A 25,994-nucleotide genomic window follows, 5' to 3' on the forward strand; every position below is an offset into this window, starting at 1 on the left:
CACGCATGAACGTTAAAGTGATCAGACCGTTGAAGATTGCCGTCATTGGCTCAGGGATCTCCGGGCTGTCCGCGGCTTGGCTGCTCAACCGGCAGCATGATGTCACTCTGTTCGAGAAAGATGATCGCCCCGGTGGTCATTCCAATACCGTCACTGTCGCGACTGAGGAAGGGGACCTGGCGGTCGATACTGGCTTTATCGTATATAACCCAGTCAACTACCCCAACCTGGTCGAGTTTTTTCGTACTCTCGGTGTACCCAGCATGAAGACCGACATGTCATTTGGCGTGTCAATCAACTCGGGTGCGCTGGAGTACAGTGGCTGCGGGCTGGCAGGGGTGTTCGCACAGAAACGCAATCTGTTGCGTCCCGGTTACTGGAAAATGCTGGCCGATCTCATGCGTTTCTATCGCGAAGCTTCGGACTTGATTGATGATCCGGAGGTGCAGCCACAGACTCTTGGCGAAATGTTGAACAGCCGCGGCTACGGTCGAGCCTTTATTTATCAACACCTGATTCCCATGGGCGCGGCGATCTGGTCTACCCCTGCCGATCAGATGCTGGACTATCCGGCGGTGACCTTTCTTCGTTTCTGCCAGAATCACGGTCTGGTACAGCTCAAGGATCGCCCCCAGTGGCGCACAGTGGCCGGAGGCAGCCGCGAGTATGTACAGCGGATCTGTGATGAGCTCAAGGGTGGAGTGCGCCTGAATAGCCGCATTCACCGCATTCATCGCCGTGGAGGTCAGGCGGTGGTCGAATTCATGCATGGCGAGAGTGAATCCTTTGATCATGTAGTGCTCGCCTGCCATGCCGATCAGGCACTGGCGCTGCTGGCTGACCCCAGTCCGGATGAGAAACGCCTGTTGAGTTGCTTTCCCTACCAGCGCAACCGTGCACTGCTGCATACCGATGCCGCGCTGATGCCCCGGCGCGAGGCCGCCTGGGCCAGCTGGAACTATCTTACCGACAGTCACAGCCCTGACAGTTTGCCAAGGGCAATATCGGTCACCTACTGGATGAATCGCCTGCAGCACCTGCCGCAACAGCATCCAGTGTTCGTGACCCTGAATCCGGTTGAGGAGCCTGCTGAAGGGAAGATTTTGCGCAGTTTTCTGTATGACCATCCTGTGTTCAATTTGGATTCGATTGCAGCTCAGAAGGAGTTGTGGTCACTGCAGGGCAAGCAGAACACCTGGTTTTGCGGCGCCTACTTTGGTTATGGCTTTCATGAGGATGGGTTGCAGTCCGGTTTGGCTGTAGCTGAGCAGCTCGGTGGCACAAAACGCCCCTGGACGCTGGATGATCCCAACAGTCGCATTCATGTGCAGGCGCCCGAAAAGCCACGCGTTGTCTGGTTGCATGGAGCCGTGGCATGACACAGTCCTGCCTCTACGCCGGCCAGGTGATGCACCACCGGATGAAGCCGAAAAAGCACCGCTTCATTTACCGTGTCACCTCAATGTTGATCGATCTGGATGAGCTGGATCAGCTTGGCCGCACACTCAAGTGGTTTTCCCGTAACCGTTTCAACCTGTTCTCATTCCATGATCGTGATCACGGTGATGGCAGTGATCAACCGCTGGTTGAGCAGGTCAGGTCCATTCTGAGTGCAAGTGGCATCAATATCGGTCAAGGCTCGATTCGTCTGCTGTGCTACCCGCGACTGCTGGGCTATGTGTTCAATCCCTTGAGCGTCTTCTACTGCCATGACGAGTCCGGCCAGTTGCGTGCGATCCTGTACGAGGTGAGCAACACGTTCAATCAGAAACACAATTACCTGATCCCGGTAGACCATGCGGCGTCGGATCAGATTCGTCAGTCCTGTGACAAGGATTTCTACGTGTCTCCGTTCATCAGTATGGCAACCCGCTATCACTTTCGCATGCAGCCGCCCGGCAGCCGGATTGCGGTATGCATACGTCAAACCGACAGCGAGAGTGCCGTACTGCACGCGACCTTCACCGGGCAGCGCCGCGAACTGAGTGATCAGGCTCTGCTGAGAACCTTTTTCAGCCACCCGTTGATGACGCTTAAGGTGATTGCCGGCATTCACTGGGAGGCGCTACTGATTTGGCGCAAGAAAGTTCCTTTGCAGCCGCGTCCGACACCGCCGGCACATCGCACCACACTGGTCAGTCAGACAGGGGAGCAACACTGATGAAGCATTCACCTACACCCAGTCTCAGTACACAGGATTCCCTCTCTCGTACCGGTTGGTTGAATCGCTGGTGTCTGCAGACCCTGCTGGATCATCTGCCTCGGATCGAGTTCGGCACTCTGGATCTACAGTTGCCGTCGGGTCAGCTGCTGCAGTTTGGTCAGGCCCGAGAAGGTGAGCCGCGTGCAGAGATCCGCCTGCATCATTACCGTGCCCTGCGACGCCTACTGCGTGGTGGCGCTATAGGCTGGGCCGAGGGGTACATGGAGGGTGACTGGGACAGCCCGGATCTTGAGTCGCTGCTGCGATGGGCGCTGGGTAATGAAAGTGCGATGCAGAACCTGATTCGCGGCAATCCGTTGCTGCGCATGTTCAACCGCCTGCGTCATCTGCGCCGTGCCAATACCCGCAAGGGCAGTCGACGCAATATTGCCTATCACTATGACCTGGGCAACGACTTCTATCGGCTTTGGCTGGATCGCAGCATGACCTATTCCGCAGCCCTGTATGAAGATGTGGATGCGCAGGGGCAGGAAGCACTGTACCGGGCACAGCTTGCAAAATATCGGCGCATCGCCGAGATGCTAGAGCTGCAGCCCGGACAGCGGGTGCTTGAGATCGGTTGCGGCTGGGGTGGTTTTGCCGAATTGGCGGCGCAAGAATACGGCGTCGAAGTGCACGGGATTACCCTGTCCACCGAGCAGCTGATCTATGCCCGTGAGCGGATCGAGAAGGCCGGGCTGAATGAGCAGTGCCGCTTTACCCTGACCGATTATCGCGATGTGGATGAAACCTACGATCATATTGTCTCGATCGAAATGTTCGAGGCGGTGGGTGAAGAGCACTGGCCGGTCTACTTTAACCAGCTCAAGCGTTGCCTCAGACCCGGTGGTCGGGCAGTACTGCAGATCATCAGTATTGAAGATCAGCGCTTTGAGCGCTATCGCAACAGTGCCGAGTTTATTCAAACCTATATCTTCCCAGGAGGCATGTTGCCCGGCCCTGGACGGTTGCGAGCCGAGATTGCCGCCGGGGGGCTGCAGCTGCAGCATGAACATACCTTTGCGCTGGGCTACGCTCGTACCCTGCGGGAGTGGCACCACAGCTTTATTGAACAGTGGCCCAGGGTTCAGGCGCAGGGGTTTGATGAGCGCTTCCGTCGCATGTGGGTCTATTATCTGGCCTACTGCGAGGCAGGCTTTCGCCACGGCAGTATTGATGTAGGCCTCTATCAGCTGAGCCACTGATATGAAAGCTGCCAGGCTTGGCTCTCAACAGCTGTTTACCTATGCGTTGCCTGCACTGCCGCTGGCGGTTCCAACGGTTGGTCTATATGTTCTTTTGCCAACCTGGTATGTGGAGCAGGGCGGTCTGGCGCTTTGGCTGGTCGGGCTCATTCTGATGCTGGCCCGGGTCAGCGATCTGATCACTGACCCGCTGATCGGCTATTGGCTGGATCGAGGTAGGCCGGTGCGCTATCGACAGTTCATACTGGCTGGAGCGGTTCTGTGTCTGCCGGGGCTGGCGCTGCTTGTGCTGCCGCCTGCAGGCCATGCAGCGCTTTCTCTGCTGCTGGGGTCAACACTGCTCTATCTGGGCTGGACTCTGGTGCAGGTGCCTTACTTGAGCTGGCTGGCGGCTCTTAGCTCCGAGTCGTACCAGCGGGCTCGCGCTGCCAGCCTGCGTGAGGGCTTTGGTTTGCTCGGTCTGTTGCTGTCGGCGGTTCTGCCGGCGGCCGGTTTAATGCTTGCGCTCAGTACACAGCAGGTCCTTTGGTTGATTGCCGGCTTTACGCTCTTGCCCGGTGCCTGGTCGCTGTGGCGTCTTTTGCATTGTCTTGAGTTGCCGGCGCAGGAGATGTCGAACCGTTCCGGTTCCGACTGGAAAAGCCTCTGGCGCAATCGTCCCGCTCGAATGCTGCTGCAAAGCTGGTTCTGGAACGGTATTGCCAACGGGGTGCCGGCGGTTCTGTTTCCGCTCTATGTTACGCGCACTCTGGCGGGCAGTGAGGCTGACCGAGGCTTGCTGATTCTGGTGTATTTCGGTGCAGCGGTGCTGTCGTTGCCACTTTGGCTGGGTCTCAGTCGCCTGTTCGACAAGGCTGACCTGTGGCGCGGTGCCATGCTGTTTGCCATCTGTGCCTTCCTGCCTGCAAGCTGGCTGGGTGCCGGCGATCTGTACTGGTTCATGCTGGTTTGTGTCCTGACAGGACTGGCGCTGGGAGCCGATTTGGCGCTGCCCCATGCGCTACAGGCCGAGGTCTGTGACTGGGACCGTTTCCGGTATCGGCGTCAGCGCAGAGGGCTGCTGTTTGCGTGCTGGAACGGCGCCAACAAACTGGCATTGGCACTGGCCGCCCTGATCGGGTTTGGTCTGCTCAATCTGGCTGATGGGCTTGTGCCCGAACATTCGGATCTGCTGTTGGCGATTTTGTATGCCGGCATTCCCTGTGTGATGAAATTGATAGCTATCTGGCGATTGCGGCACTACCCGCTGAGAACACGACTGCATGCCCGACTGATGCAGCGCATTCAGCTGTCATTGCCGAAATGATCTGTACATCATTACTGCACGTAATCCAGTACATGTCGTATCGGTGTACGACACAAAGGAGACCGCCATGCGGATATTCGCTTTTCTGCTCGTGTTGACCACTGTTTTGATAACCGGATGTTCACCCATGAATACTGACCGATTAAGCCAGCAGGGACCTACCCTCAAGATCGAAGAGTTCTTCGATGGCAAGGTGTACGCTTGGGGCATTTTTGAAGACCGTTTTGGCAACCTGAGACGCCAGTTTCAGGTAGAGATTGATGGTGACTGGAATGGGCAGCGGCTGGTGCTGGACGAGAAGTTTCTGTACAGCGATGGTGAGCGCGACACCCGAGTCTGGACCATTGTGCCCAAAGGCGAGGGTGAGTACGAAGGCCGTGCAGGGGATATTATCGGGACGGCTCAGGGCTACAGTGAGGGTAATCGCCTCAACTGGCGCTATCGCATGGAACTGAAAGTGGGTGATGGCAGCTGGAAGGTCAGTTTCGATGACTGGATGTATCTGCAGCCCGGCAACGTGCTCGTTAACCGGGCCGGTGTGAACAAGTGGGGCGTTCAGCTCGGAGTGGTTACCCTGTTTTTCATGCGCTCCGAGCAACTGAAGGAAGCACCTTTCGCCCTCTGAGTGTTCGGGTTTGAAACTTAACGTTCCAGTTTCCAGCGCAGGGTTTCGCCGGCGCGCAGTGGCACGATGGTCTCCTGGCCGAACGGCATCTCGGCGGGGGCCTGCCATGGCTGTTTCACAAGTGTGATGCTGTCAGTGTTGCGTGGCAAACCGTAGAAGTCTGCCCCGTAGTGGCTGGCAAACCCTTCGAGCTTGTCGAGTACGCCCAGGTCTTCGAATATTTCGGCATAGAGCTCAATGGCTGCATAGGCGCTGTAGCAGCCGGCGCAGCCGCAGGCGTTTTCCTTGGCGCCCCTGGCGTGAGGTGCCGAGTCGGTGCCGAGGAAAAACTTGTGGCTGCCGCTGACAACCGCGTCCTGAAGGGCCTGTTGGTGCACGTTGCGCTTAAGGATCGGCAGACAAAACAGGTGAGGGCGGATACCGCCTACCAGCATATGGTTGCGGTTATAGGCCAAGTGTTGAACGGTAATGGTCGCACCCACGTTATCGCCGTGGGCGTTCACAAATTCTGCAGCGTCACGGGTGGTGATATGTTCAACCACCAGTTTCATGGCCGGATGGCGACCTGCCAAAGGTGTCAGGATCTCGTCCAGAAACTGCTTTTCACGGTCGAAGATATCCACATGGTTGTGGGTGACTTCGCCATGTACCAGCAATGGCATGCCGGCTTCGGCCAGCGCAGCGCAGATATCGTCCAGCTTGCCCAGATCAGTCACGCCTGAATCCGAGTTGGTTGTGGCACCGGCAGGGTAGAGCTTGACTGCGGCAACTCGTCCGCTGGCCTTGGCCTCGGCAATCATTTCCGGGCTTGTGTTGTCAGTCAGATACAGGGTCATCAAGGGATTGAAGCCGCTGCCCTCGGGGGCCTGAGCCAGAATGCGTTCACGGTATGCCAGTGCCTGCGCAGCATCGGTTACCGGTGGACGCAGATTGGGCATTACAATGGCACGTCCCATCTGACGAGCAGTGGCGGGCACAACATGCTGCAGCACCTCACCATCACGCAGATGCAGGTGCCAGTCATCGGGACGGGTAATTGTCAGGCGTTCAGTCATGGGGTTATCCGGTGGCTGGTGAGAAAGCGTCAGTATACCGGAATGAGTACCTGTTTCGCACCGCAAGTGGAGCTGCAGCGCGTTTCGAGGTTTAATAGCGGCATGTTACATGCCGACAGGGTTGGTGGATCAATGTTTACAGAAGATGATGTACGCCGGTTGACCTGGCAATGCCGCCGGGGAATGCTGGAGTTGGATGTGCTGTTTGTACCTTTCATGCAGGAGGCGTTCAGAGATCTGGCGTTTGAAGATCAGCAGCGTTTTGTCAAACTGCTGGATTGCGAGGACCAGGATCTGTTTGTCTGGTTCATGCAGCGAGAGGAGCCTCAGGATGAGGACTTGAAACGTATCATAAGGATCATGCTTGAACGGGTTCAGCCGGCTTGAATTACAGCTGAAGCAGGGTATCAGGCTGCGCGTGCTCTGTCTGGTCCTGTTAGGTGCAGCAGAGTCGGCGGTATGGCTGATGTTGCCGGATTTGGGCCTGCGGCTTCTGTCCATGCTGGTATTGTTGGTTGTCATGCCGCTGTTGTGTTGGCCATTGTTGTATCCGCACGCTGATGATGCGGTAGATCAGCTCATATGGGAGCCGGATCTGGGTTCCATGCAGCTTTTGACTCTATCGGGTGGCTGGTGCCAGGTGGAACGGCTTTACTTCAGCTGCTCTGTGCCGGGGCTGATTCAGGTGCTCAAGTTGCAACGTGCGGATCGGGCGCGGCCAACCTGGCTGATCATTACACCGGAGCAGGTCAGCCGCACGGATGTGCGGCGTCTGCATGTCGTGCTCAGATGGGCGCCTCCACTCGGGTCGCATCAGGCCACTGAAAGTTAGCCGGAGCGAGTACAGTGTCACTGCGCTCTGCTGCGGGTGCAGGGTAGTCCAGTGTATAATGCAGACCTCGACTCTCCTTGCGGCTGATGGCGCTGCGGATGATCAGCTCGGCAACAGTGGCCAGGTTGCGCAGTTCAATCAGATCCGAGCTGACTCGGTAGTTGCTGTAGTACTCGCTGATCTCCTGCAGCAGCAGCTCGATTCGGTGCTGTGCCCTTGCCAAGCGTTTGTCTGTTCGTACGATGCCTACGTAGTCCCACATGAAACGGCGCAGCTCATCCCAGTTGTGAGAGATGATGACATCCTCATCCGAATCGGTGACCAGTGACTCATCCCAGCCCGGAATCTCGGGGCGCTCCGCCTGGGCTGTTGTTGTATCCTGTGAAATTGCGCGTGCAGCCGCTCGACCAGAGACTATGCATTCCAGCAGTGAGTTGGATGCCAGTCGGTTGGCACCGTGCAGGCCCGTGAAAGCGGTTTCGCCGATGGCGTAGAGTCCTGCCAGATCGGTCTTGCCATCTGCTCCCGTGACGATACCGCCGCAGGTATAGTGGGCCGCCGGCACCACCGGAATCGGATCACGGGTGAGATCGATCCCCAGTTCCAGGCAACGTTGGTGGATGGTGGGGAAGTGTTCGCGAATGAAGTCGGCTGGCCGGTGGCTGATATCCAGATAAACACAATCGCAGCCAAGGCGCTTCATTTCGTGGTCGATGGCGCGGGCCACAATGTCGCGGGGTGCCAGTTCGGCACGCTCATCAAAATGGTGCATGAAACGAGAACCGTCCGGCAGCAGCAGTTTGCCGCCTTCGCCACGCACCGCTTCGCTGATCAGAAACGACTTGGCCTGGGGGTGATACAGGCAGGTGGGGTGAAACTGGTTGAACTCCATATTGGCGATGCGGCAGCCTGCACGCCAGGCCATGGCGATGCCATCGCCGGTAGAGCCGTCACTGTTGCTGGTATAGAGATAGGCCTTGGCGGCTCCGCCGGTTGCCAGTACCACCTGTGGCGCCCGAAAGGCGCGGATATGTCCGCTGCGGATATCCAGTACATAGGCTCCGATACAGCGGTTGTGCGGCAGCTTCAGTTTGCGCCGCGTAATCAGATCAATCGCAACGTGGCGGTCCAGCAGGGTGATGTTGGTCGCCTTCTGCGCCCGTGCCAGCAAGGTTTCATGGACGGCGCGACCGGTGGCGTCGGTGGCGTGGATAATGCGACGATGGGAGTGACCCCCTTCCTTGGTGAGATGGTAGTGGTCGCCCTCGCGGGTGAAAGGCACCCCCTGATCGATCAGCCAGCGGATGCTTTCCGGGCCTTCTTCCACCATTCGAGCAACTGCATCGGGGCGGCTAAGATCGGCACCGGCGGTCAACGTATCGCGAATGTGCTCTTCAAGGCTGTCGCCCTCTTCCAGCACAGCGGCGATGCCGCCCTGGGCCAGCCAGGTAGAGCCGCTCTCGAAACTGCCCTTGCTGAGCAGGGCAATCTTCAGGTGCTCCGGCAACTGCAGTGCCAGTGTCAGGCCTGCAGCACCACTGCCGATGATCAATACATCGAAGTCCCGAGGGGGGCTCTGTGTTGTACTCATATTCAGATTCCGTACCTGTAGGGCAAACTATTATGCGGTCTTGTACAGACAAGTGTAAGGTTGCCGCAAATTTAAATTGTGTTGGAACTTCATCCCCGATTCAGGTTCATACCAGTTGCGAGCCTGCTCAAGACATGAGGTTGCAATGCATCAGGTCATCCATACATACTTTATTGAATCATGATCTCCTCGCATCTGCAGGAAAAACAGTCACAGTGACTTAAGGATACCGAGTGTCTAACGAGAGTCAGGCAGCCGCTGACCAGTTGCTGGTCAAGCGGGTTCAGGCTGGTGACAAACGTGCTTTCGACCTGCTGGTCAAACAGTACCAGCACAAGATCATCGGACTGATCGGACGTTATGTATACGATCAGCACGAGGCACTGGATGTTGCCCAGGAAGCTTTTATAAAGGCTTATAGAGCGTTGCCCGGTTTTCGTGGCGACAGCGCGTTTTATACATGGTTGTACCGTATTGCGATCAACACGGCCAAGAATCACTTGGTTGCCCGCAATCGACGACCACCGGACGTGGATGTGGATGTAGACGACGCACAATATCTAGGGGCGGAAAATGAGTTGCGTGATCTGGAGACTCCGGAAAATGCACTTTACCGCGACGAGATGGAGCGTGTCGTTAAGCAGACGCTTGATCGTCTGCCGGAAGATTTGCGTGTGGCGCTGACGCTGCGCGAATTTGAAGGCATGAGTTATGAAGATATTGCCAACGTCATGGATTGTCCTGTTGGCACGGTTCGGTCAAGGATTTTCAGGGCACGCGAGGCGATCGACAAGGAGATCGCACCGCTGCTCAATAACAACTGAGAGATCATATGACTGCCGTTTGCAGCCATTCGGGGTAAGTCTATGCGAGAAGCGAATGAATCCATATCGGCACTCCTGGATGGAGAGGTCAGTGACTTCGAGTTGCGCCGTACACTGGAGCAGGTCGGGCAGGACCCGCAGCTGAGCCAGCAGTGGCATCGTTACCAGGTTGTACGATCTGCGCTGAAGCGTGAAACGGTTGCAGCCATTGATGTCGATCTCAGTGATCGGATCATGGCTGCGCTTGAGCGGGAACCGGTGTACCACCCCAGTGTGGATCAGCCGGACGAAAGCCCAGCGGGACAGAGAGTGTTCAAGCCAGTGTCTCGCTGGTGGCGCTCTGTATCCAGCATGGCAGTGGCCGCGTCCGTTACTGCTGTGGTGATTCTGGGGGCCGGCTCGCTTAATGAAGCCGGTGATGCGACACGACCGACCTATACACTGCCCGGGGCAACGGCCAGTGCCGACTTGATGCGAACTCAGCTTGGTACTCGCTCGGCCTCACCTTCAATCCGCTATGATTCAGCGGATGTGATTCGTTTGTCGGACGGGCTCAAGCGTTATATCGATCAGCATCAACACCTGCTCAGCACTCAGAAGGTGCCACAGTGGACCACGCGCTGGTTGCCGGAGGGGTACTCCATTGTGCGGCACGAACTTCTGCCTCATGGCGAAGTAATGGTATTTGCGAATGCGCGTGATGCTTTTTCGGTCAGTGTTGAAGAGATCGGCCACCAAAGCATGCCCGAAGGGGTGGCTCAGGCTGATGGTTACATTGCGGTTGGCAAGCGGCGCGGTGAGCATTTCGTCACTGTAGTTGGAGATGTGCCGCTGATGATAGCGGATCGCATTGCCAGTGCGGTTCAACCTGAGCGCTGAGCATGATTGAAGAAGTGGCTACCGTCACCTGGAGCGGCCAGGGGCTGGCACGGGTCGAAGCGGCCCGCAACAGTGCCTGCGCTCAGTGCAGCAGTCGCTCCAACTGCAGTCAGGGTGTGCTGTCTCAGTGGTCTCGCGGACGTACCGTTGAGATAGAGGTACTCAATCCTGCCAATCTGGCACTCTCGCCCGGGCAGCAGGTGCTGATCGGGCTGGAGGAGGGGGGGCTTATGCGCGCCTCCCTGTTGCTTTACCTTGTGCCTCTGCTGATGCTGGTTGCTGGCGCCCTGGTCGCCAGTGTGCTGGGTGCCAGTGAGGTGGTACAGATTCTGGCTGCAGCCTTCATGCTGCTGGCCGGGTTTGTGGCGGTACGTTTTCTCACACGTAAAACGGCTGAACTCAGTCGCTATCAGCCGGTCCTATTGAAAATCCTGTAATCGACAAAAGGTGAAAATCAGTGAAAAGCATCAAGATCAGCCTTGGTTTCATGCTTGCCTGGCTTTGTGCCCCTCTGGTGAATGCGGCCGCGTTGCCTGATTTCACAGAACTGGTCGAGGACGCCTCGCCGGCTGTGGTCAATATCAGCACGGTCAGTCGCAGTGAACAATCCCTTTCAACGCCCTTCGGGCACTTTGAATTCCATGGTCCTCAAGGAGAGGATGTGCCCGAAATTTTCCGGCACTTCTTCCGTGACATGCCGCAGCTTCGTGAAGGGCCGCAGCGCAAGGCTCCTCGCTCTCTGGGTTCCGGCTTCATTATTTCCAGTGATGGTTACATTCTGACCAATCATCATGTGATCAAGGATGCTGAAGAGGTGCTGGTGCGCCTGAATGACCGGCGTGAGCTGCAGGCCGAGGTGATTGGCTCTGATGAGCGAACTGACGTGGCATTGCTGCGGATCGATGCACGCGACTTGCCAGTGGTGAAGAAAGGCAGTTCGGCCGACCTCAAGGTGGGTGAGTGGGTGCTGGCAATTGGTTCCCCGTTCGGTTTCGATCACAGTGTTACCGCGGGTATCGTGAGTGCCACCGAGCGCGCATTGGCCAATGAAACCTACGTGCCGTTCATTCAGACCGACGTGGCGATCAACCCGGGCAACTCCGGCGGTCCGCTGTTCAATCTTGATGGCGAGGTCGTTGGCATCAACTCGCAGATTTATACCCGCTCGGGCGGTTTCATGGGGCTTTCCTTTGCGATACCGATCGACGTTGCCATGGATGTGGCGGACCAACTGAAAAACCAGGGTTTCGTGCAACGCGGTTGGCTCGGTGTAATCATTCAGGAGGTCAATCGAGATCTGGCCGAGTCGTTCGGGCTCAAGAAGCCGGCGGGAGCGCTGGTCGCTAAGGTACTGCCGGGCAGCCCGGCACAATCCGGAGGGTTGCAGGAAGGGGATGTGATCCTCAAGCTCAATGGTAAGCCAGTCGAGTTGTCCTCAGACCTGCCGCCGCTGGTTGGCCGTATCAAGCCAGGTCAGACTGCCCGCCTGGAGGTGATGCGTTCTGGCGAGCGAGAGATGGTAGAGCTGGTTATCGGGACCATGCCAGATGAACCACAGCAGGCATCACGTTCCGCTGAAAAGCCGGCTGAAACCGGTCGCCTGGGGCTGGTAGTGGCTCCGCTGGACCCATCACTTAAAGACAAGTGGGCCATCAGTTCGGGTGTGATGGTTCAGCAGGTCCAGGAAGGGGCTGGGCTCCAGGCGGGCCTGGTACGTGGTGATGTCATCACCATGCTCAATGGCAAGCGTATCGAAACGGTAGAGCAGTTCGAGCAAGTGGCATCCGCTCTGCCGGAAGGACGCTCCGTCCCCTTACGTATCGTGCGACGCGGCAGCCCCCTGTTTATTGCACTCAAAACCGAGTGATCCTGAACCCGGGGAGCGCATCGCTCCCCGGGTTTTCCGCTTTTGCCGATGACCTGATCCCCCCTCTTGCGTTAAACTGCGTCCTCTTTAACTGATCTCAGCCACTTTCTGACCGGAGTCGGGTAACCGTATCGTGAGTAAACTGGAACATATTCGTAATTTCTCGATCATCGCCCATATCGATCATGGCAAATCCACCCTGTCCGACCGCATCATTCAGATCTGCGGTGGTCTGAGCGACCGTGAAATGGCGGCTCAGGTTCTCGACTCCATGGATCTTGAGCGTGAGCGCGGCATCACGATCAAGGCACAGAGCGTTACCCTCGACTACACCGCGAAGGACGGTAAAACCTATCAGCTCAACTTCATCGACACCCCCGGACATGTGGACTTTTCGTATGAAGTGTCACGCTCGCTGTCGGCCTGTGAGGGTGCTTTGCTGGTAGTGGATGCTGCGCAGGGTGTTGAAGCTCAGTCAGTGGCCAACTGCTACACCGCTATCGAGCAAGGTCTGGAAGTACTGCCGATCCTGAACAAAATGGATCTGCCTCAGGCTGATCCTGACCGTGTGCGGCAGGAGATCGAAGAGGTGATCGGCATCGATGCTACCCATGCTGTCGCCTGTTCGGCCAAGACTGGTCTGGGTGTTGAGGAGGTGCTGGAAGAGTTGGTTCGGGTAATCCCTCCGCCGGAAGGTGATGTGGATGGTCCGCTGCAGGCGCTGATTATTGACTCCTGGTTTGATAACTACCTGGGCGTGGTGTCACTGGTGCGCGTGATACACGGCACCCTGCGCAAAAAGGACAAGCTGCTGGTCAAATCCACCGGTCAGGCGCACCAAGTGGATGCAGTGGGTGTCTTTACCCCGAAACGGAAGGAAACCGATCAGCTGCGTGCCGGCGAGGTCGGGTTTATTGTTGCGGGTATCAAGGATATTCATGGTGCGCCCGTGGGCGATACTCTGACGCATTTCAAAACGCCGGATGTACCCAGTCTGCCCGGTTTCCAGAAGGTACAGCCACAGGTGTATGCCGGTCTGTTCCCGACCAGTGCCGATGACTATGAAGATTTCCGTGAAGCGCTGGACAAGCTGACCCTGAACGATGCCTCCCTGTTCTTCGAACCGGAGACATCCGATGCACTGGGCTTTGGTTTCCGCTGTGGCTTCCTGGGCATGTTGCACATGGAGATCATTCAGGAGCGCCTGGAACGCGAATATGATCTTGATCTGGTCACAACCGCCCCGACCGTAGTGTACGAACTTGAGCTGAACAACGGTGACGTGGTGCAGATCGACAGCCCCTCCAAGCTGCCGGACCCCTCTACCGTGCGTGAAATGCGCGAGCCGATCGTACTGGCCAATATTCTGGTGCCGGACGAGCATCTGGGCCAGGTGATCGGCCTGTGCGTGGAAAAGCGAGGTGTGCAGAAAAACATGCACTTTGTCGGCAAGCAGGTTCAGGTCACTTACGAACTGCCGATGGCGGAGGTGGTGCTCGACTTCTTTGATCGCCTCAAGTCCTGCAGTCGTGGCTATGCGTCGCTTGAATACAATTTTCAGCGGTTTGAAGCAGCCAAGCTGGTGCGCATGGATATTATGATTAACGGTGAGCGTGTGGATGCGCTGGCGGTCATCCTGCACAAGGATAACGCGGTGTACCGTGGCCGAATGCTCTGTGAAAAGATGAAAGAGTTGATTCCACGGCAGATGTTTGATGTGGCGATTCAGGCCGCCATTGGTGGCAAGGTGATCGCGCGAACAACCGTCAAGGCGCTGCGCAAGAACGTGCTGGCCAAGTGCTATGGTGGTGACGTGAGCCGTAAGAAGAAACTGCTGTCAAAGCAGAAAGAAGGTAAGAAACGCATGAAGCAGGTCGGGCGGGTTGAGATTCCTCAGGACGCCTTCCTTGCTGTACTCAAAGTTGATGGCTAGGGCAGGGACATGAATCTGGACTTTTCACTGATACTGGTACTGGTCACATTGTTGACCGGTATCCTCTGGCTGGTCGACACGCTGATGTTTGCCCCCCGGCGCCGGGCGGCACTGGCGCAGGCTGAACAGAGTGCCGGCGCGCCATTGCCGGAGGCGCAACAGGTTAGCCTGATGCGCCAGCCTGGCTGGGCCGACACCTCTCGTTCCATGTTTCCGGTGCTGCTGGTGGTGCTGCTGCTGCGCTCTTTCCTGTTCGAGCCGTTTCAGATTCCTTCCGGCTCTATGTTGCCGACGCTCAAGATCGGCGACTTCATTTTGGTAAACAAGTTTCACTACGGGCTGCGTTTGCCAGTGCTCAATACGAAATTCGTGAGCAATAATGATCCACAGCATGGTGATGTGATCGTATTCCGCTACCCGGAAGATACCAGTATCAACTACATTAAACGGGTAGTCGGTGTGCCGGGCGATGTGATCACCTATCAGGGCAAGACGCTGTTTATCAACGGTGAGGCACAGCCACAAAGTTTGATCGCACGCCTGCCGCCGGGCAACCCTGAGCAGTTGCTGCTGAGCGAAACGCTGGTGGGTAAGCCACACCGAATTCACCAGGATATCTATCGACCGGTCATGAACGGTCAGTGGGTGGTGCCGGAAGGGCATTACTTTGTTCTGGGTGATAACCGTGATAACAGCAGGGACAGTCGCTACTGGGGCTTTGTGCCTGAAGAACTGCTGGTCGGAAAAGCAACCGCTGTATGGATGCATTGGGACAGCTTTTTCAGTCTGCCCGATTTCAGTGATGTTCGTCGCATTAACTAGAGGATGGAAAGATGAACAACGGAGCTACACACTTTCAGCGCGGAGCCTCATTTACCTCGACTTTGATTGGGTTAATTGTGGCTGGCATCTTCTTTGCCGTAGGGTTCAAGCTGTTTGGCCCTTACTGGGAGCACGCCACCATCAATTCCATTGTGGCCAAGGTCAGCGAGGACCCGGATGAACTGTCCAAGCCGGTGCGTGAAATCCGTCGTGACTTTGACAAGAAATTCCTGATCAACCAGGTGTCATTGCCGAACAAGGACTCACTGCAAGTCACGCAGAAAGAAGGCGTGCTCTATTTTGATCTGGTCTATGAGGTCCGTGTACCGATGTTCTACAACGTCGATGCGCTGGTTAAGTTTGAAGAACACTACGAAGCTGTTAAACCTTGATTAAACCTGCTGCAGAACTGGCCCGAAAACTGGGCAACCCCTGTGAAGACCCCGAGCTGTTTGAGCTGGCGCTGACCCATCGCAGCTGTGGTAAACGCAATAATGAACGGCTGGAGTTTCTCGGCGATGCGATTCTGAGCTTTGTCATTGCCGATGATCTCTATAGGCGCTTCCCGGATGCCCGTGAAGGTCAGATGAGTCGTTTGCGCTCCCGTGTGGTCAAGGGTGAAACGCTGGCCCTTATTGCCCGTGAAATGGCGGTCGGTGACTACCTGCGTCTGGGTTCCGGTGAACTGAAAAGTGGTGGTTTCCGGCGCGACTCCATCTTGGCCGACAGTGTCGAGGCCATTATCGGAGCCGTCTATCTCGATCAGGGTGTGGAAGCTGCCAGAGCGTTCATTCTGCACTGGTTTGGTCCCCACCTGGAGCAGCTGGATCTGAATATTACCCTCAAGGATGCCAAGACCCGATTGCAGGAGTTTTTGCAGTCACGTCGCTCGCAACTGCCTCAGTACGAGCTGGTGTCGGTGGAAGGGGAACCCCACGATCAAACCTTTCATATCCGTTGTGAAATATCATTGCTGGATGCGCCCACCGAGGGACATGGCAGCAGTCGCCGTCAGGCAGAACAGGAAGCGGCCCGTGCCGCACTGGCGCAACTGGATCAGGAGGCTAGCGCATGAGTGAGTCAACACAGCGTTGTGGTTATGTGGCCATCGTGGGCCGTCCCAATGTGGGCAAATCGACCCTGCTGAACCGCATTCTGGGGCAAAAACTGAGCATTACCTCGCGTAAGCCACAGACGACCCGGCACCAGATTCTGGGTATCAAGACCGAGGACGATCTGCAGGTGGTGTACGTGGATACACCGGGGCTGCATAAGGATGACAAGGGTAAGGCGCTCAACCGCTTCATGAACCGTACCGCCTCCGAGGCGCTACGGCATGTGGATCTGGTTGTGTTCATGATTGATCGTACCGCCTGGACCGAAGAGGACCAACTGGTACTCGACAAGCTGGAGCACCTGCACTGCCCGGTGATTCTGGCGGTCAACAAGGTTGATCAGCTTAAAGACAAGGAAGCCCTGCTGCCACAGCTTGAAGAGCTTGCGGCCAAACGCCACTTTGACGTGATTATCCCGATCTCGGCTGAGAAGGGGCACAATGTCGAACGCCTTGAACAGGAAGTCGAATCGCGTATCCCTGAGGGCGTGCATCTGTTCCCGGAAGATCAGATTACGGACCGCAGCTCCCGCTTTGTGGCTGCCGAACTGGTGCGTGAGAAGCTGATGCGCAATCTGGGCGAAGAGGTGCCCTATGGCACCACGGTCGAGATTGAAGAGTTTAAGCATGATGGTCGTGTACTGCATATCAGTGCGCTGATTCTGGTTGAACGCGAAGGCCAGAAACGGATCGTAATCGGTGACAACGGTGCGGTGATCAAGACCATTGGTCGTGATGCCCGTATCGATATGGAAAAAATGTTTGATACCAAAGTCATGCTCAACCTCTGGGTCAAGGTCAAGCGGGGCTGGTCCGATAATGAACGGGCACTGCAGAGCCTCGGTTACAGGCATGAGTGATGAGCCAGCGGGTCGATGCGGCGGCCGCATATGTTCTGCACAGCCGGCCCTATCGTGAAACCAGCCTGCTGGTTGATCTGCTGACGCTGGAGCATGGCAAGGTCAGCGTGGTTGCACGAGGTGCCCGCAAACCGGGCTCTCGCCTGCGTTCCACGCTACAGCCGTTCCAGTCGCTGCAGGTTGGCTGGCAGGGGCGTACCGATCTTAAAACCCTGCGCATGGCCGAGCCGGTCGAATCCCTGCTGATGCTGCAGGGTAAGGCGCTGCTGTGCGGACTGTATCTGAATGAGCTGCTGCAGCGTCTGTTGCGCCCGTTTGACTCTCACCCCCGGCTATTCGTCTACTTCCGTTATGCACTCAATGAGTTACGGCTGGGGCAAGACCTTGAAGGCGCATTGCGCACCTTTGAACGCCAACTGCTTGAGCAGCTGGGGTTTGCGCTGGATACTCGTTCACTTCAGCCGGGGCTGAGCTATCGCCTGGATCCGGAGCGGGGGCTGATCGTCTGTAATCGGGCGGATGCCTATCCGGCCGAACACCTGCAGGCCATTGCCGAAGACCATTATGATGATCCTGCAGTACGGCGCAGTGCCAAGCGCCTGATGCGGAACCGACTTTCACCACTATTGGGAGACAGGCCTCTGCGCAGTCGCGAGCTGTTTCTCAAACGCAAGGGAGTACAAGATGACCGAGCCTGATCGCCTGCTGCTGGGCATCAATATTGATCATATTGCCACGCTGCGTCAGGCGCGTGGTACCCGTTATCCTGATCCGGTACAGGCGGCTGCACTGGCGGAGGAGGCCGGAGCTGACGGCATTACCGTGCACCTGCGTGAAGATCGGCGTCATATTCAGGACCGTGATATCCACCTGCTGGCGCAGACCCTGCAAACCCGTATGAACCTGGAAATGGCCTTGACCGAAGAGATGATGCAGCTTGCCGAAGCGGTTCGTCCGGCCCATGTCTGTCTGGTGCCTGAGAAGCGTGAAGAGCTGACGACCGAGGGTGGGCTGGATGTGCTCGGGCAGGAATCCCAGATCCGTGCCGCGTGCATGCGTCTGGCCGATGCGGGCTGCGAAGTCTCTCTGTTTATCGATCCTGATCCGGCGCAGATTGATGCCGCCGTACGTTGCGGTGCGCCGGTCATTGAGCTGCACACCGGCAACTATGCCGATGCGGAGACCATCGTTGAGCGCAGTGAAGAACTGGAGCGCCTAAAAACAGCGGCACGTCATGCCTGGCAGCAGGGGCTGGTGATCAATGCAGGGCACGGGCTGCATTATCACAACGTGGAGCCTGTGGCTGAAATTCCAGAGTTGAATGAACTCAATATCGGACACGGCATCATCGCCCGGGCGTTGATGGTGGGGCTGAAGCCAGCCGTTGCAGAAATGCGCCAGCGCATGATGGAGGTGCAACAACGGGTTCAATTAAGGCGTGATGCCCTGCGCTCATGATCTACGGGATCGGCACCGACATCGTCGAGATTGATCGCATCCGGCAGGCGCTGGCCAGAACGCCACGTCTGCCGCTGCGGATTCTCACGCCCGAGGAGCTTGACGCATTCAATAATAGTGCGCGCCCTGAGGTGTTTCTGGCGAAACGTTTTGCAGCCAAGGAAGCGGCCGTAAAAGCACTCGGAACCGGAATAGGACGTGGCATCAGCTGGCAACACTTTTCTGTTCAGCATGACGCGCTGGGCCGACCTCTGTTGCAATTGGCGGGAGCGGCCGAAACGCTGGCCTGTGAGCAGGGCATCAGCCGCTGGCATCTGTCCTATAGTGATGAACAGGCGCTGGTGGTGGCCTTTGTGGTAGCTGAAACCGGTTGAGATTGCCGTTGCTCATACGTCCTGATATTATCCTGACAATATTGGTCGGGAATAAAAAAAGCCGGCTTTTATATCTATATTGTAGTACTGCTCAGGAGCATTCATGGCCATTGATTATCCAACAATTGCCGATTACGTCGGTCACACGCCGCTGGTCCGTCTGCAGCGTATCCCGGTGGCCAATGGCAACACCCTGTTGTGTAAGCTGGAAGGCAACAACCCGGCAGGCTCGGTCAAGGATCGCCCGGCACTGAGCATGATCGAGCTGGCCGAAGCCCGTGGTGATATCCAGCCGGGTGACTGCCTGATTGAAGCGACTTCCGGTAACACCGGTATTGCGCTGGCAATGGCCGCCGCGATCAAGGGCTATCAGCTCAAACTGATCATGCCAGCCAATATGAGTTCTGAGCGCAAGGCAGCGATGAGCGCCTATGGTGCCGAGCTGATCGAGGTAACTCAGGCTGAAGGGATGGAGCGTGCCCGTGATCTGGCCCTGGAGATGCAGGCGGCAGGAGAGGGCAAGGTGCTGGATCAGTTTTCCAACGCCGACAACCCCGAGGCTCATTATCGCAGCACCGGCCCAGAAATCTGGCAACAGACTCAGGGTACCATCACCCATTTTGTGAGCTCCATGGGCACGACCGGTACCATCATGGGCGTGTCGCGCTACCTGAAAGAGCAGAATCCAGAAATCCAGATTGTTGGCCTGCAGCCGCAGGAGGGATCGCAGATTCCCGGTATCAGGCGCTGGCCTGAAGCCTACCTGCCCAAAATTTTTGAACGCAGCCGCGTAGACCGGGTGATCGATATCTCTCAGAAGCAGGCAGAAGAGACTATGCGCGCACTGGCGCGTCGAGAGGGCATTTTCTGTGGCGTGTCCTCCGGTGGCTCTGTTGCAGGTGCCCTGCAGCTGGCCGAGGAAGTTAGCAACGCGACCATTGTGTGCATCATTTGTGACCGGGGCGACCGCTACCTGTCCACCGGTGTGTTTGGCTAGTGTTAACGATTAGTCACATACGGTGAAAACCGGTCAGGGAACTTGCTCGCACTGAGCGGTCTTAGGGACTAGAATGTGGCTCCATCCTGAGGGTGAGTCACTGTTGCCGGCACTGGCCCGCCTTTCAGTAATGGTCGCCGGAGGCAAGACAGGAGTGGCGTTCAGCCATGGTGAAGGTTCGAGAAGAACACCCGATACGAGAAGATGGTACCGTTGATCTGGACCTCTGGCTGCTGCGTCTGCAGCAGCAGGTGGAAGTCAGCGATATCGACCAGATCCGTCAGGCGTGTCTGCTGGCCAAGCAAGCAAGGGCTGCGGTTGCCGAGTCGGATGATGACTGGTCTCACAACACGGTTGGCAGTTTTCGTACCGGGCTGGAAATGGCCCAGATTCTGGCGGAGCTGCAGCAAGACCAGGAAACGCTGATTGCGGCGATCCTTTACCGCGCAGTGCGTGAGCGCAAGCTCAGCCTGGGGCGAGTGCAGGAGCAGTTCGGTGAAACCATCGCGGGCCTGATCGACGGGGTATTGCAGATGGCTGCCATCGGCAGCCGCAAGAATCCGCGCTCGGATGATGGTGTTCTCGGCACCAAGATTGCTCAGATCGATAATGTCCGCAAGATGCTGGTGGCGATGATCGATGATGTGCGTGTCGCACTGATCAAGATCGCCGAGCGTACCTGCGCCATTCGAGGCGTTAAGGACGGTGACCGCAAGAAGCGCTATCTGGTGGCGCGCGAGGTGTTCGACATCTACGCGCCATTGGCACATCGGCTTGGCATTGGTCATATCAAGTGGGAGCTTGAAGACCTTTCCTTCCGCTACCTGAAACCCAACGACTACAAGCATATTGCACGTTTGCTTGATGAAAAGCGTCTCGATCGCCAGCTGTTCATCAACCAGGTGGTGGAGCTGCTGCGCAGCCGGCTGGACGATGCCGGTATTGCCGGTGACGTGATGGGACGCGCCAAGCATATCTACAGTATCTGGCGCAAAATGCAGCGCAAGAATATCGACTTCAGTCAGGTTTATGATGTACGTGCCGTCCGCATTCTAGTGCCCGAAATTCGTGACTGCTACACCGTGCTGGGGATTGTGCACGGCCTTTGGCGCAACATTCCGCACGAGTTTGATGACTACATCGCATCACCCAAGCCCAACGGCTATCGCTCACTGCATACGGCCGTGTTCGGTCCGGAAGGCAAAGTGCTGGAAGTACAGATCCGTACCTTTGCCATGCATGAAGAGGCGGAGCTGGGTGTGTGTGCTCACCACCTTTACAAGGGTACGGATACTCAGGCCCGTGGTGATGGCTATGAAGAGAAAATCGCCTGGCTGAGGCAGGTACTGGAGTGGCATGACGACCTGGGTGATACCGAAGCCCTCGGTGACATGTTGCGCGGTGATGTGGTGCAGGACCGGGTCTATGTATTCACACCGGACGGCCATGTGATCGACCTGCCGCAGGGCGCTACGGCGGTCGACTTCGCCTACCGTGTGCATACCGAAGTCGGGCACCGTTGCCGGGGTGCGAAGGTCAACGGCCGCATTATCCCACTCAACAAGGCGTTGAAAACCGGTGACCAGGTCGAAATCATGACCTCCCGCGAGGAAGCGCCACGACGTGACTGGCTCAACAGCAACTACGGCTTTGTGACCACCTCTCGTGCACGTGCCAAGGTAGCGCACTGGTTCAAGCTTCAGGCCAAGGAGCAGAATGCCGAAGCGGGGCGAGATATTATTCTGCGTGAATTCCGCCGCCTGGCGCTGGATCCGCACACGATAGACCTCAGCGATATTGCGCGAGCACTCAACTATAAAACCTCGGAAGACCTCTGCGCAGCTCTTGGCGCTGGCGACCTGCGCCTGTCGCAGATCATTCATGAGGCCCAGCGTCAGGTTGAGCCTGATCGGCAGGAATCCCAGCTGGACCTGGCGCTGCCGACCAGCCAGTCGGCGAAGGAACCCCGCAGCGGTGGCAGCGGCATCAACATACAGGGGATTGGCAACCTGCTGACCACCCTGGCGACCTGCTGCAAACCGGTGCCCGGTGACCCGATCATGGGGTACATCACCCAGGGGCGGGGGATCTCGATTCACCATGAGGACTGTCTCAACCTGATGGGTTTGCGTGAAAACGAGCCGGACCGGGTGATCAGTGTCGACTGGGGTGACGAGCACGAACAGACTTACCCGGTGGATATGATCATTGAAGCGTTTGACCGCCCGGGTCTTCTGCGCGATGTGATGCTGGTGCTGAGCAACGAGAAACTCAATATTCTGGCGGCTAACACCCTGACTGATCGCAAGAACAACATGGCGCGTCTGACACTGACCGTTGAGATTCCACGGCTTGAGCGACTGGGCCGACTGATGGACAAGATCAATCAGGTGCCCAACGTCCTGGACGTACACCGTGAACGCAGCGGGGCCGGGCGATGAGCTACAGTCTTGATGACCTCATCCGACTGATGGATGCCCTGAGGGAGCCCGATTCAGGCTGCCCCTGGGATCTGCAGCAGACCTTCGCCAGCATTGTGCCGCATACGCTGGAAGAGGCTTACGAAGTGGCCGACTGCATCGAGCGGGAAGACTGGGAGCACCTGCGTGACGAACTTGGTGATCTGCTGTTTCAGGTGGTGTTCTATGCTCGCCTCGCGGACGAGCAGGGCTGGTTTGATCTGCATCGCATCATCGATCAGTTGGTGACCAAGTTGATTCGTCGTCACCCACATGTGTTCCCGAACGGCAGTCTGAACTCCGCCGGTGTTGACGCCATCGCCGTGGAACAGGTCAACCGCAACTGGGAAACGATCAAACAGCAGGAGCGAGAGGCCAAATCCCGCACCGGTGTGCTGGATGATATTCCTGTTGGCTTGCCTGCTCTCAGCCGTGCCGCCAAACTGCAGCGCCGTGCGGCGCGGGTTGGCTTTGACTGGCCGGATACTCAGGGCGTACTGGACAAGATAGAAGAGGAAATTGCCGAATTGCGCGAAGCGCTGTCGAAAGGTGATCTGGACAATGCCCGTGAAGAGATCGGTGACCTGCTGTTTGCGCAGGTTAATCTGGCACGGCACCTTGAAATTGACCCCGAACAGGCAGTGCGTCACACCAATGCCAAGTTTGAACGTCGCTTCCGTCATGTGGAATCACGCGTAGCCGACAGTGGCCAGGCGTGGGAGCAGCTGAGTCTGGATCAGCTTGACCACTGGTGGGACGAAGCCAAGCAGAAGGGGCTTTGATACCTTCGTTCGTTGCTGTGCAATCATACCAATGGCGGTTATGCTGATCGACGGAATCGGTTAGCATCGAGGCATGATATGTCAATGGAGGTGAGCGCATGAGCGACCTGCACGAAGCGTTACGCGATGATGTCCGGATTCTGGGTGAGAGCCTGGGCCGAACAATGGAATCCCATCTGGGCCACGACTTCCTCGACAAGGTTGAGTATATCCGCAAGCTGGCCAAGTCGGCGCGACATGCCGAGGATGCGACACAAGCCGCACTGCGAGAAGCTCTCAGTGAACTGAGTGAAGATGAAGTGTTGCCAATCGCCCGCGCGTTCACCCAGTTCCTCAATCTGGCCAATATCGCCGAAGAGCATCATCGGGTACGTCGTCACTATGAAACCGAAGGTGACGAAGATGAAGAGCTGATTGACAGCCTGCTTAAACGCCTGCATGGCGAAGGTCGCGGTCCTGATGAAATCCTGGCCTGCCTGAACGAGATGTGCATCGATCTGGTGTTGACGGCTCATCCCACCGAAGTCAATCGACGTACTCTGATCCAGAAGTACGATGCCATTGCCGAGACCCTCAAACAGCGCGATCGCGGTGAGTCGGTACAGCATCGCCTCGATCAGTTGATCAGTCAGATCTGGCATACCAATGAGATTCGTCAGCACCGTCCCACCCCGGTAGAAGAGGCCAAATGGGGCTTTGCAGTGATCGAAAACTCGCTCTGGAGTGCCGTACCGCGCTTTTTGCGTTTGCTGGATGATCGCCTGCAGGAAACACTGAATACCTCACTGCCGCTGACCTGCTCACCGGTTTGCTTCTCGTCCTGGATGGGGGGCGACCGTGATGGTAACCCCAATGTGACTGCCGAGGTAACCTCCGAGGTGCTGCTGCTGGCGCGTTGGATGGCTGCCGACCTGTATGCACGTGACGTGGACCTGTTGCGTGGCGAGCTGTCCATGTATCAGGCCAATGCCGAGCTGCGACACGAAACCGATAACCACCCCGAACCCTACCGTGAGATTCTGGGGCGCTTGCGCAGCCGTCTGCATGAAACCCGGCAAGGCATAGAGGACTATCTCAAGGGCCGTGCCAGTAATCCGGACCTGTGGATCAGCGAGCTGGACGAACTGCTTGAGCCTTTGCTGTTGTGCCATCGCTCGCTCAATGACAGTGGCATGGGCTGCATCGCTGCAGGGGCGCTGGAAGACCTGATTAGGCGTATCGCCTGCTTTGGCCTGACGCTGGTGCGTCTGGATATTCGCCAGAATGCCGAGCGTCATACCGAAGTGTTCGATGCTCTGACCGAATTCTATCAGTTGGGCTGTTACTCGGATTGGGATGAGACACAGAAGCAGGCTTTTCTGTTGCAGGAGCTGAATTCGCGTCGCCCGCTGATTCCTCACCGCTGGGCACCCTCTGCCAGTGTGCAGGAGGTGATCAGTACCTGTCGGGTGATCGCCGCCAATCCAGATTACAGTCTTGGTTCCTACGTGATTTCCATGGCGGGCCAGCCATCGGATGTGCTGGCCGTTATCCTGCTGCTGCAGGAGGTTGGTGTAGAGCGCAACATGCGGGTGGTACCGCTGTTTGAGACATTGGATGATCTGGACAACGCGCGTGACTGTATCGAGTCACTGCTGCAGATCGACTGGTACCGTGATTATATCGAAGGCCATCAGGAAGTGATGATTGGCTACTCGGATTCTTCGAAGGATGCCGGGCAGCTGGCAGCGGCCTGGGGGCAGTATCGTGCGCAGGAGGCCCTGACAGAGTTGTGTCGGCGCAAGCAGGTTCGTCTCACGCTGTTCCATGGCCGCGGTGGTACCGTTGGCCGTGGCGGTGGCCCCAGCCATACCGCAATTCTGGCGCAGCCACCGGGTTCGGTCGCGGGCAGCCTGCGCGTGACGGAACAGGGCGAAATGATTCGCTTCAAGTTCGGCATCCCTGAAATTGCAGTACGCAACTTGACGCTTTACACCGGAGCGGTGCTGGAGGCAACCCTCAGTCCGGGGCCGCAGCCTGAACCTGAATGGCGTACGCTGATGAACAGCATGGCCACTTGCGGTATGACCATTTACCGTTCGCTGGTGCGTGAAGAGCCCCAGTTCGTACCCTATTTTCGCGCGGTTACGCCGGAGCAGGAGCTGGCCAAGCTGCCGTTGGGGTCACGACCTGCGAAGCGCAAGGTCGACGGTGGAGTGGAAAGCCTCAGGGCCATACCCTGGATTTTCGCCTGGACCCAGATCCGCTTGATGCTGCCCGCTTGGCTGGGTTCGGGCGCGGCGTTGAAGCAGGCGCTGGATGAAGGCCAGGAGCCACTGTTGCACGGAATGTATGAACAGTGGCCGTTTTTTCAGTCCTGGATCGATATGCTGGAGATGGTGTTGGCCAAAAGTGATGTCAACATTTCGGCCTACTACGAAAAGCGGTTGGCCTCGCCGGAGTTGGGGGTGCTGGGTTCCAGTCTCAGGTCTCGCCTGCAGCAGGCTGTTGAGCAGGTGAAGCAGATAAAACAGGAGCAGCAGTTGCTGGAAGGCAACAGCGTGATTCGTCAGTCGATAGAGGTGCGTAACCCCTATATCGACCCATTACATGTACTGCAGGCGGAGCTGTTGTTCCGTGATCGCAACCAGCCGGATCAGCGTCTGGAGCAGGCGTTGATGGTTACCATGGCTGGCATTTCAGCGGGCATGCGTAACACCGGCTGATCACTACGAAGAGGACGTGAGGGCTTGAACAGGACTCGGGCTTTGTCGTAACCTCGGCTTTTTTGTCAACAGTTGGACAGCAGCTAGGTCTAATGTCGAATTG

The 25,994-nt window shown here is 57.1% G+C and carries 25 protein-coding genes; 23 read left to right on the plus strand and 2 right to left on the minus strand.

Annotation, left to right across the window (positions count from 1 at the left end):
* Nucleotides 1-5 precede the first annotated feature (5 nt).
* The 5 genes from ABIE61_RS05835 (at nt 6) to ABIE61_RS05855 (ending at nt 5,339) form a co-directional block, all read left to right on the plus strand.
* A complete protein-coding gene (locus tag ABIE61_RS05835) occupies nt 6-1,379 on the plus strand; it encodes an NAD(P)/FAD-dependent oxidoreductase (RefSeq protein WP_354407600.1) in 1,374 nt (457 codons plus the stop codon).
* Nucleotides 1,376-2,161, plus strand: coding sequence for a DUF1365 domain-containing protein (locus ABIE61_RS05840; RefSeq protein WP_206840244.1), 786 nt, complete (start codon nt 1,376-1,378; stop codon nt 2,159-2,161). Before ABIE61_RS05835 ends, ABIE61_RS05840 begins: the two co-directional genes overlap by 4 nt.
* Complete coding sequence (locus tag ABIE61_RS05845) at nt 2,161-3,408, plus strand: SAM-dependent methyltransferase (RefSeq protein ID WP_091825226.1); 1,248 nt, start codon at nt 2,161-2,163, stop codon at nt 3,406-3,408. The genes ABIE61_RS05840 and ABIE61_RS05845 overlap by 1 nt, the downstream gene beginning before the upstream one ends.
* 1 nt (nt 3,409) lies before the next feature.
* Nucleotides 3,410-4,714: an MFS transporter gene (locus tag ABIE61_RS05850; RefSeq protein WP_354407603.1), complete on the plus strand. Its 1,305-nt coding sequence runs from the start codon at nt 3,410-3,412 to the stop codon at nt 4,712-4,714.
* Between the two features lie 67 nt (nt 4,715-4,781).
* Nucleotides 4,782-5,339 carry a DUF3833 domain-containing protein gene (locus ABIE61_RS05855; protein WP_091825231.1) on the plus strand — a complete coding sequence of 186 codons (558 nt, stop codon included), beginning with the start codon at nt 4,782-4,784 and terminating at the stop codon, nt 5,337-5,339.
* 17 nt (nt 5,340-5,356) lie between these two features.
* On the opposite strand, the gene pyrC is transcribed toward ABIE61_RS05855, so the two are convergent.
* Nucleotides 5,357-6,394 (minus strand): dihydroorotase, encoded by a 1,038-nt coding sequence (pyrC, locus tag ABIE61_RS05860; RefSeq protein WP_354407606.1) that lies wholly within the window; start codon nt 6,392-6,394, stop codon nt 5,357-5,359.
* 132 nt (nt 6,395-6,526) lie between these two features.
* Between pyrC and ABIE61_RS05865 the strand changes: the two genes are divergently transcribed.
* Both ABIE61_RS05865 and ABIE61_RS05870 read left to right on the plus strand, forming a co-directional pair.
* Nucleotides 6,527-6,781 (plus strand): FAD assembly factor SdhE, encoded by a 255-nt coding sequence (locus ABIE61_RS05865; protein ID WP_091825235.1) that lies wholly within the window; start codon nt 6,527-6,529, stop codon nt 6,779-6,781.
* Nucleotides 6,759-7,226, plus strand: coding sequence for a hypothetical protein (locus ABIE61_RS05870; protein ID WP_354407608.1), 468 nt, complete (start codon nt 6,759-6,761; stop codon nt 7,224-7,226). Before ABIE61_RS05865 ends, ABIE61_RS05870 begins: the two co-directional genes overlap by 23 nt.
* Here ABIE61_RS05870 and nadB read toward each other — a convergent pair.
* Nucleotides 7,180-8,817: an L-aspartate oxidase gene (gene nadB / locus ABIE61_RS05875; protein ID WP_354407610.1), complete on the minus strand. Its 1,638-nt coding sequence runs from the start codon at nt 8,815-8,817 to the stop codon at nt 7,180-7,182. The genes ABIE61_RS05870 and nadB overlap by 47 nt on opposite strands.
* 233 nt (nt 8,818-9,050) lie before the next feature.
* Here nadB and rpoE point away from each other — a divergent pair, with 233 nt between their 5' ends.
* From rpoE to ppc, 16 genes are all read left to right on the plus strand, one after another.
* Nucleotides 9,051-9,641, plus strand: coding sequence for an RNA polymerase sigma factor RpoE (rpoE, locus tag ABIE61_RS05880; protein WP_091825243.1), 591 nt, complete (start codon nt 9,051-9,053; stop codon nt 9,639-9,641).
* Nucleotides 9,642-9,683: 42 nt separating this feature from the next.
* Nucleotides 9,684-10,520: a MucB/RseB C-terminal domain-containing protein gene (locus ABIE61_RS05885; protein ID WP_354407612.1), complete on the plus strand. Its 837-nt coding sequence runs from the start codon at nt 9,684-9,686 to the stop codon at nt 10,518-10,520.
* Between the two features lie 2 nt (nt 10,521-10,522).
* The gene (locus tag ABIE61_RS05890; RefSeq protein ID WP_354407615.1) at nt 10,523-10,957 is read left to right on the plus strand and encodes a SoxR reducing system RseC family protein; all 435 of its coding nucleotides are present in this window, start codon (nt 10,523-10,525) and stop codon (nt 10,955-10,957) included.
* A 50-nt stretch (nt 10,958-11,007) separates the two neighbouring features.
* Nucleotides 11,008-12,387: a DegQ family serine endoprotease gene (locus tag ABIE61_RS05895; protein ID WP_354407856.1), complete on the plus strand. Its 1,380-nt coding sequence runs from the start codon at nt 11,008-11,010 to the stop codon at nt 12,385-12,387.
* Between the two features lie 133 nt (nt 12,388-12,520).
* On the plus strand, nt 12,521-14,320 hold the full coding sequence (gene lepA, locus ABIE61_RS05900) for a translation elongation factor 4 (RefSeq protein WP_206840280.1): 1,800 nt from the start codon (nt 12,521-12,523) through the stop codon (nt 14,318-14,320).
* Between the two features lie 9 nt (nt 14,321-14,329).
* Complete coding sequence (lepB, locus tag ABIE61_RS05905) at nt 14,330-15,142, plus strand: signal peptidase I (protein ID WP_354407618.1); 813 nt, start codon at nt 14,330-14,332, stop codon at nt 15,140-15,142.
* Between the two features lie 11 nt (nt 15,143-15,153).
* A complete protein-coding gene (locus ABIE61_RS05910; RefSeq protein ID WP_091825257.1) occupies nt 15,154-15,534 on the plus strand; it encodes a DUF4845 domain-containing protein in 381 nt (126 codons plus the stop codon).
* Nucleotides 15,531-16,217 (plus strand): ribonuclease III, encoded by a 687-nt coding sequence (rnc, locus tag ABIE61_RS05915; RefSeq protein WP_206840284.1) that lies wholly within the window; start codon nt 15,531-15,533, stop codon nt 16,215-16,217. The genes ABIE61_RS05910 and rnc overlap by 4 nt, the downstream gene beginning before the upstream one ends.
* Nucleotides 16,214-17,116 (plus strand): GTPase Era, encoded by a 903-nt coding sequence (gene era, locus ABIE61_RS05920; protein ID WP_354407621.1) that lies wholly within the window; start codon nt 16,214-16,216, stop codon nt 17,114-17,116. The genes rnc and era overlap by 4 nt, the downstream gene beginning before the upstream one ends.
* Nucleotides 17,116-17,814, plus strand: a complete 699-nt coding sequence (gene recO / locus ABIE61_RS05925; protein ID WP_091825265.1) for a DNA repair protein RecO — start codon at nt 17,116-17,118, stop codon at nt 17,812-17,814. Before era ends, recO begins: the two co-directional genes overlap by 1 nt.
* Nucleotides 17,801-18,574 (plus strand): pyridoxine 5'-phosphate synthase, encoded by a 774-nt coding sequence (gene pdxJ, locus ABIE61_RS05930; RefSeq protein WP_354407624.1) that lies wholly within the window; start codon nt 17,801-17,803, stop codon nt 18,572-18,574. Before recO ends, pdxJ begins: the two co-directional genes overlap by 14 nt.
* Nucleotides 18,571-18,948, plus strand: coding sequence for a holo-ACP synthase (locus ABIE61_RS05935; RefSeq protein ID WP_354407627.1), 378 nt, complete (start codon nt 18,571-18,573; stop codon nt 18,946-18,948). Before pdxJ ends, ABIE61_RS05935 begins: the two co-directional genes overlap by 4 nt.
* A 103-nt stretch (nt 18,949-19,051) precedes the next feature.
* Entirely contained in the window at nt 19,052-19,945 is an 894-nt protein-coding gene (gene cysM / locus ABIE61_RS05940) for a cysteine synthase CysM (protein ID WP_354407630.1), read from the plus strand.
* 167 nt (nt 19,946-20,112) lie between these two features.
* Nucleotides 20,113-22,386: a GTP diphosphokinase gene (gene relA / locus ABIE61_RS05945; protein ID WP_091825277.1), complete on the plus strand. Its 2,274-nt coding sequence runs from the start codon at nt 20,113-20,115 to the stop codon at nt 22,384-22,386.
* Nucleotides 22,383-23,186, plus strand: a complete 804-nt coding sequence (mazG, locus tag ABIE61_RS05950) for a nucleoside triphosphate pyrophosphohydrolase (RefSeq protein WP_354407633.1) — start codon at nt 22,383-22,385, stop codon at nt 23,184-23,186. The genes relA and mazG overlap by 4 nt, the downstream gene beginning before the upstream one ends.
* Before the next feature lie 98 nt (nt 23,187-23,284).
* Complete coding sequence (ppc, locus tag ABIE61_RS05955) at nt 23,285-25,891, plus strand: phosphoenolpyruvate carboxylase (protein ID WP_354407635.1); 2,607 nt, start codon at nt 23,285-23,287, stop codon at nt 25,889-25,891.
* Nucleotides 25,892-25,994 lie beyond the last annotated feature (103 nt).

Source organism: Marinobacterium sp. MBR-111 (genome assembly GCF_040547585.1).
GTDB classification, from domain to species: Bacteria; Pseudomonadota; Gammaproteobacteria; order Pseudomonadales; family Balneatricaceae; genus Marinobacterium; species Marinobacterium iners.

What these genes read in the sequence shown, in the direction of transcription:
- ABIE61_RS05835 (WP_354407600.1), top strand. Translation starts at nt 6, where the DNA reads ATGAACGTTAAAGTGATCAGACCGTTGAAGATTGCCGTCATTGGCTCA.
- ABIE61_RS05840 (WP_206840244.1), top strand. Translation starts at nt 1,376, where the DNA reads ATGACACAGTCCTGCCTCTACGCCGGCCAGGTGATGCACCACCGGATG.
- ABIE61_RS05845 (WP_091825226.1), top strand. Translation starts at nt 2,161, where the DNA reads ATGAAGCATTCACCTACACCCAGTCTCAGTACACAGGATTCCCTCTCT.
- ABIE61_RS05850 (WP_354407603.1), top strand. Translation starts at nt 3,410, where the DNA reads ATGAAAGCTGCCAGGCTTGGCTCTCAACAGCTGTTTACCTATGCGTTG.
- ABIE61_RS05855 (WP_091825231.1), top strand. Translation starts at nt 4,782, where the DNA reads ATGCGGATATTCGCTTTTCTGCTCGTGTTGACCACTGTTTTGATAACC.
- pyrC (WP_354407606.1), bottom strand. Translation starts at nt 6,394, where the DNA reads ATGACTGAACGCCTGACAATTACCCGTCCCGATGACTGGCACCTGCAT.
- ABIE61_RS05865 (WP_091825235.1), top strand. Translation starts at nt 6,527, where the DNA reads ATGTTTACAGAAGATGATGTACGCCGGTTGACCTGGCAATGCCGCCGG.
- nadB (WP_354407610.1), bottom strand. Translation starts at nt 8,817, where the DNA reads ATGAGTACAACACAGAGCCCCCCTCGGGACTTCGATGTATTGATCATC.
- ABIE61_RS05885 (WP_354407612.1), top strand. Translation starts at nt 9,684, where the DNA reads ATGCGAGAAGCGAATGAATCCATATCGGCACTCCTGGATGGAGAGGTC.
- ABIE61_RS05890 (WP_354407615.1), top strand. Translation starts at nt 10,523, where the DNA reads ATGATTGAAGAAGTGGCTACCGTCACCTGGAGCGGCCAGGGGCTGGCA.
- ABIE61_RS05895 (WP_354407856.1), top strand. Translation starts at nt 11,008, where the DNA reads ATGCTTGCCTGGCTTTGTGCCCCTCTGGTGAATGCGGCCGCGTTGCCT.
- lepB (WP_354407618.1), top strand. Translation starts at nt 14,330, where the DNA reads ATGAATCTGGACTTTTCACTGATACTGGTACTGGTCACATTGTTGACC.
- ABIE61_RS05910 (WP_091825257.1), top strand. Translation starts at nt 15,154, where the DNA reads ATGAACAACGGAGCTACACACTTTCAGCGCGGAGCCTCATTTACCTCG.
- era (WP_354407621.1), top strand. Translation starts at nt 16,214, where the DNA reads ATGAGTGAGTCAACACAGCGTTGTGGTTATGTGGCCATCGTGGGCCGT.
- recO (WP_091825265.1), top strand. Translation starts at nt 17,116, where the DNA reads ATGAGCCAGCGGGTCGATGCGGCGGCCGCATATGTTCTGCACAGCCGG.
- pdxJ (WP_354407624.1), top strand. Translation starts at nt 17,801, where the DNA reads ATGACCGAGCCTGATCGCCTGCTGCTGGGCATCAATATTGATCATATT.
- ABIE61_RS05935 (WP_354407627.1), top strand. Translation starts at nt 18,571, where the DNA reads ATGATCTACGGGATCGGCACCGACATCGTCGAGATTGATCGCATCCGG.
- cysM (WP_354407630.1), top strand. Translation starts at nt 19,052, where the DNA reads ATGGCCATTGATTATCCAACAATTGCCGATTACGTCGGTCACACGCCG.
- relA (WP_091825277.1), top strand. Translation starts at nt 20,113, where the DNA reads ATGGTGAAGGTTCGAGAAGAACACCCGATACGAGAAGATGGTACCGTT.
- mazG (WP_354407633.1), top strand. Translation starts at nt 22,383, where the DNA reads ATGAGCTACAGTCTTGATGACCTCATCCGACTGATGGATGCCCTGAGG.
- ppc (WP_354407635.1), top strand. Translation starts at nt 23,285, where the DNA reads ATGAGCGACCTGCACGAAGCGTTACGCGATGATGTCCGGATTCTGGGT.